This is a genomic window from Hydrocoleum sp. CS-953 (assembly GCF_002260545.1).
In the GTDB taxonomy this organism is placed as follows: Bacteria; Cyanobacteriota; Cyanobacteriia; order Cyanobacteriales; family Microcoleaceae; genus Trichodesmium.
On sequence record NZ_LGSU01000970.1, the window covers coordinates 1 to 5,750 of the forward strand.

Sequence of the window (5,750 nt, forward strand, 5' to 3'; positions counted from 1 at the left end):
AATTATTACTGTTTTATTATCTTGGGTATTATTTGGCGATCGCCCTTCTATTGTAAGGACTTGTGCGATGGTTATTATTGGTTTGGGAGCAATTTTAGTTCTTCCTAGTGGCACTGGTAATTATCAACAAGGAGTTTTGGCTGGAGTAGGTGCTGGTATTACTTTTTCTGGATATGTTTTACTAACACAAATGTCCGCAGGAAAGCTTCATCCTATTCCATTTAGTTTAATTAATTTCGCTGGAATTTTTGTATTTTCTGCTTTAGGTTTAATTATGCCTAAACCTATAGAATGGTCGGCTAATATAGATACTACTGTATGGTCTGGTTTAATTGTTGGTGGTATTTTTCTGGGGATTTTAACACTTTCTAGCTATGTATTAAATAGTTTTGCTATTAGATTTGCTGGAGCTGCAAGAGCATCTATTATTGGTACTTTTGGTCCTGCTTTAACTGCTTTACTTGCCCTTTTTACTATTGGAGAAGTATTAGGAGTGAAACAGGTTTTTGGCATAATCTTGGTAATTATTGGTGTTGCTGCAATGAGTTTTGAAAGAATGTTTGGAAGGAAGAAGGAAGAAGGAAGAAGTTAGAAGCAAGAAGTTATTTAGGAGATAAGGAAGAAGCAAGAAGTTATCTAGGAGAGAAGAGGGAAGAAAAAAGGGAGAAGAAAAGTATATGAGTTTAATATATCAATACTGTTCAATTAAGGATTTTTTTTTGCAGTTATGTAATCTTACAGCAGTTTTCATTTGAGTAGACCACAGTAGGGACTAACCATGGTTAGTCCCTACAAGGTTTTGGTTGTGAGGATGTGGTTTATCAATCTGAAAAGCGCTGTAATATAGCAATCCGTGCATAGGTTGTGATAAATTAAAAAGTAAATAAAAAATTTGAAACTCTTACCTGTTGCCTGTTGCCTGTTGCCTCTTGCCTAAAAAGCAGCAAGATTTTTGCCACGAATAAAATAGGATTGCTATAGCTAGTCTAATAATTTCATATCTTAATGAGTTAAGGAGGAAGAAATAACGCTTTAGTTATCTAGGACAGAAGGAGTAAATATCGATCAAAAAGGATAAAATGATAGAGATAGCAATCTAAAATAGATTGGAAAAGCTATTTTTTACATATCATAGATAGTTAAAAATAACTGCTGAAATTAATTATAAACGGCTATATCTATCATTTTTGCTCTTTTCCTCAATATTTCTTACCAAAAAATCAGGTCCAAAGCTTCACCTTTTAAGGGGATGAAAAAATATTTAACTCAGTATTTCAAGCCTCCGACTAAGGTCTGAGGTTCACTGATAACTGTTAACGCAGTTCCTCCGCAGGAGGCTAACTGAAATGACTTCCTCCTTCTTCCTTGCTTCTACTACTTGTAATAAACATTTATAAAATTGGTATAACTTCTTCCTTCTAACTTCTTCCTTCTTCCTTCTTCCTTCNACTAAGGTCTGAGGTTCACTGATAACTGTTAACGCAGTTCCTCCGCAGGAGGCTAACTGAAATGACTTCCTCCTTCTTCCTTGCTTCTACTACTTGTAATAAACATTTATAAAATTGGTATAACTTCTTCCTTCTAACTTCTTCCTTCTTCCTTCTTCCTTACCTTAATGTACGGTTTCCACGAACTAGCACTCAATAGTTTAGAGTGCTAAATTTTTATTTGGAAGCAATAGGAGAAATTATATGGCCAAAATTGTAGAATTTGATGATAAATCCAGACGCGCTCTAGAACGTGGAATCAATAGCCTAGCTGATGCGGTAAGAATCACTATGGGGCCAAAGGGTAGAAATGTATTATTAGAGAAAAAATTTGGCGCTCCCCAGATTGTTAATGATGGGATTACCGTAGCGAAGGATATTGAATTAGAAGATCCTCTAGAAAATACAGGGGCTAGATTAATTCAAGAAGTGGCATCTAAAACTAAAGATATTGCTGGAGATGGCACAACTACCGCTACAGTTTTAGCTCAATCTATGATTAAAGAAGGTCTCAAAAACGTAGCTGCTGGCGCAAATCCAGTAGCAGTGCGTAAAGGGATTGAGAAAACTGTTAATCAGTTAGTTCAAGAAATAGAAACAGTTGCTAAACCAGTAGAAGGAGAAGCGATCGCTCAAGTTGCCACAGTCTCCGCAGGTGGTGATGCAGAAGTAGGGAAAATGATTTCTGAAGCAATGGATAAAGTTACCAAGGATGGGGTAATTACCGTTGAAGAATCTAAGTCTCTTTCTACAGAATTGGAAGTTGTGGAAGGGATGCAAATTGACCGTGGTTATCTTTCCCCTTATTTTGTAACTGATCAAGAGCGTTTGGTAGTAGATTTTGAAAATGCTCGTATCTTAATTACTGACAAGAAAATTTCTTCTATTCAGGATTTAGTCGCGGTATTGGAAAAGGTTGCTCGTGCTGGTCAATCTTTATTAATTATTGCTGAGGATATTGAAGGGGAAGCTTTAGCTACTTTGGTTGTGAATAAAGCACGGGGTGTACTAAATGTTGCTGCTGTGAAAGCTCCTGGTTTTGGCGATCGCCGTAAAGCTATGCTCCAAGATATTGCTATTCTTACAGGTGGTCAACTCATCTCCGAAGAAGTTGGTCTGAGTCTAGAGATGGCAGACTTAGATATGATGGGTGTTGGTCGCAAAATTACTATTAATAAAGATAATACAACTATTGTTGCTGGTGGGGATACAGCAGAAGAAGTGAAAAAGCGGATTGGTCAAATTCGCAAACAGCTTGCAGAGAGCGACTCTGACTATGATAAAGAGAAATTACAAGAGCGCATCGCTAAATTAGCTGGTGGTGTAGCAGTAATTAAAGTTGGTGCTGCTACAGAAACTGAACTCAAAGACCGGAAGTTACGCATTGAAGATGCTTTGAATGCGACAAAAGCTGCTGTTGAAGAAGGTATTGTACCTGGTGGTGGTACTACTTTAATTCACTTGTCTACTAAAATTGATGAGCTAAAAGGTAGCTTAACAGATGAAGAGCAAATTGGTGCTGATATTGTGAAGCGTGCTTTAGAAGCTCCTTTGCGTCAAATTGCAGATAATTCTGGTGCTGAAGGTTCCGTAGTTGTAGAGAAAGTACGTTCTACTGATTTCAGTGTTGGTTATAATGCTTTAACTGGCGAATACGAAGATATGATTAGTGCTGGTATTCTCGATCCAGCAATGGTGGTACGTTCCGCGTTGCAAAATGCTGGTTCTATTGCTGGTATGGTATTAACTACTGAAGCTGTAGTTGTTGAGAAACCAGAGCCGAAAGCTGCTGCGCCTGATATGGATGGCGGTATGGGCGGCATGGGCGGCATGGGCGGTATGGGTGGCATGGGAATGCCTGGTATGGGAATGATGTAATTTCTAGCCATCAGCTATCGGCTATCAGCTATCAGCTCAAGTCCAAACAATAGTTTGTAAAGGATTTTAATTTTATTAATGTCCTAACACTTTTCTGTAGTGCTATATATAAGTTAGCCTGTTGATCAAGGGGTGTTGCTCTAGTAGCGCACCCTTAATTATTTTGTAGCACAAGCTTCCAGCTTGTCCACTTATATCATGTCCTGATGATTACTATAGCCTGTGTCATTGCGAGTGGAACGGAGTGGAAGGTTTGCGGAGCATTCCGGAACGGATAGCAATCTCAGGGGTCTCAGGAGATTGCTTCCTATCGTCGCAATGACGAGTGTTCAATCGGATTTCATATTATATCATGTCCTGATGATTAGTGATCAAAAAAATTTTGTTTGTAGTATAGCTCTCAGCCTTATCTATAGTTAGGGCTAGAGCAATTCTACGAACTTTAAAAAAAGCATAGAAACCGGGTTTGTATCAAATGCCCTTGTACGGACGTTGCATGCAACGTCCCTACCATCGACCTCCGACAAACCCGGTTTCTTATAACACTTCCGTTGCCAAGTGGATCATGATATAAATTTGAGAATGTTATAATTAGTCTAATTAATATTAATATTTAGAGTAATTATGGCTGGTAAACTTTGGCGCAATATTTGGCAAGTTCTAAACACAGAAATAAAATTCAATTCTTCCGGAATTGTTACAGGTGGAGTTGAAGCTAGTAAGGCACTTTTTGAAATAGCAAAAGCATTACAAGAAAATAAGGATGCTAAGGAATTAAAACCTTTTATTGAAAATATTGATTCTGTTTTGGATGTGTTAAATTCTCCCCTAGGAAAAGTTGTAAAGGAGAGTTTACCTTTTTTGCCTATTGCAACAGGAATTATTGCTTATATTGTTAAACAAAGTCGGCGGGAACCAACGTTGGAAGATGCGGTGCAGTTGGTGGCTCAGGTAGCTTATTTAGAAAGTTTTAGACAATTTTTTATAGAACATCCAGAAATATCGGAGAGGCTGACAGAAACTGAGGCTTCGGAAGCGGTACAAAAAAAGATTAATAAGTTGGATGAAGATATTAATTTTAATGACAGAGATGCTAAGAATACTTTGATTTGTTTTTATGATTCTCCCTTGAGAAAAAAGTTTGATGATATTTTATTTGCACGTTTAAAAGAATCTGGTTTAGATGAAAATACTGCCAAAATTGTCACTGAAAGAATCTCTCGCAGTACGCATCGTTATATGAAAGAAGCGGTGGTAAAGGTGAAAGATGATGCTAAAAAATTAGCTGGAATTTATGGGGATGGTTGGCAGCAAGATTTGGAAGTTTATGGCAGTATTGATAATTATTTGAAAGACAACATCGCTACTAAACCACAGGAAAAAGTATTTGATGAAAATTTCTATTTTCGGCAAATTTATGTGCCACTAGAAGTTAAATCTGTTAAGTCCGATGGGAAGGTTCAAGAAACAACAACATCTNGCAGTATTGATAATTATTTGAAAGACAACATCGCTACTAAACCACAGGAAAAAGTATTTGATGAAAATTTCTATTTTCGGCAAATTTATGTGCCACTAGAAGTTAAATCTGTTAAGTCCGATGGGAAGGTTCAAGAAACAACAACATCTCAGAATATTGAGGAGTGGGCAAAAACAATTTTGGTGGATAAAAAGAAAGACAAACAGGTGTTATTTATTCAAGCAGGGCCGGGAAGAGGAAAAAGTGTATTTTGCCGGATGTTTGCTGACTGGGTGCGCCGGGAATTACATCCTATTTATACGCCTATTTTGATTCGGTTGCGGGATGTCAGAAATTTTGCTGCGAATATTGATGAGACTTTAGCTGATGCTGTGGGTTGGGATTTTGTGAAGACTGATAGCGGTTGGTTGACAGACCGCAATACTCGGTTTCTGTTTTTGCTGGATGGGTTTGATGAGTTATTGTTGGAGCGGGGAGCGAGTAATGACTTGAAGGTGTTTTTAGACCAGGTGGCACAGTTTCAGAAACGAGCAGGGGAAAATAAGGAGCGCGGTCATCGGGTGTTGATTACGGGTAGACCTTTGGCACTTTATGGTATTGAAAGGTTGATGCCATCTAATTTAGAGCGGGTAAGTATTTTGCCAATGGGTGATGATATTCAGCAACAGTGGTTTAAAAAGTGGCAGATGGTTGTAAGGGAAGCGAGAACAGAAAAGTTTCGGGAATTTTTGCACAGTCAACAATGTCCGGAGCAGGTTAAGGAGTTGGCGCGGGAACCTCTGTTGTTATATTTGCTAGTGGCAATGCACCGAGATAAGAAGTTACAGGTAGAGATGTCTGTTACTACTAATGTTGGTGGGACAAAAGTTTTGATTTATGAGCAGGCGTTGAAATGGGGGCTAGAA

The 5,750-nt window shown here is 38.2% G+C and carries 2 protein-coding genes and 1 pseudogene; all 3 read left to right on the forward strand.

The annotated features are described in order from the left end of the window. Nucleotides 1-592: DMT family transporter (locus tag AFK68_RS13600; protein WP_168186458.1), on the forward strand; the 592-nt coding region annotated here is incomplete at its 5' end. Between the two features lie 1,099 nt (nt 593-1,691). Continuing rightward, nucleotides 1,692-3,365, forward strand: coding sequence for a chaperonin GroEL (gene groL, locus AFK68_RS13605; protein WP_094673269.1), 1,674 nt, complete (start codon nt 1,692-1,694; stop codon nt 3,363-3,365). A 624-nt stretch (nt 3,366-3,989) separates the two neighbouring features. Continuing rightward, nucleotides 3,990-4,844 (forward strand): annotated as a pseudogene (locus AFK68_RS38850) (low-complexity protein); the annotation flags it as partial. Between the last annotated feature and the right edge of the window lie 906 nt (nt 4,845-5,750).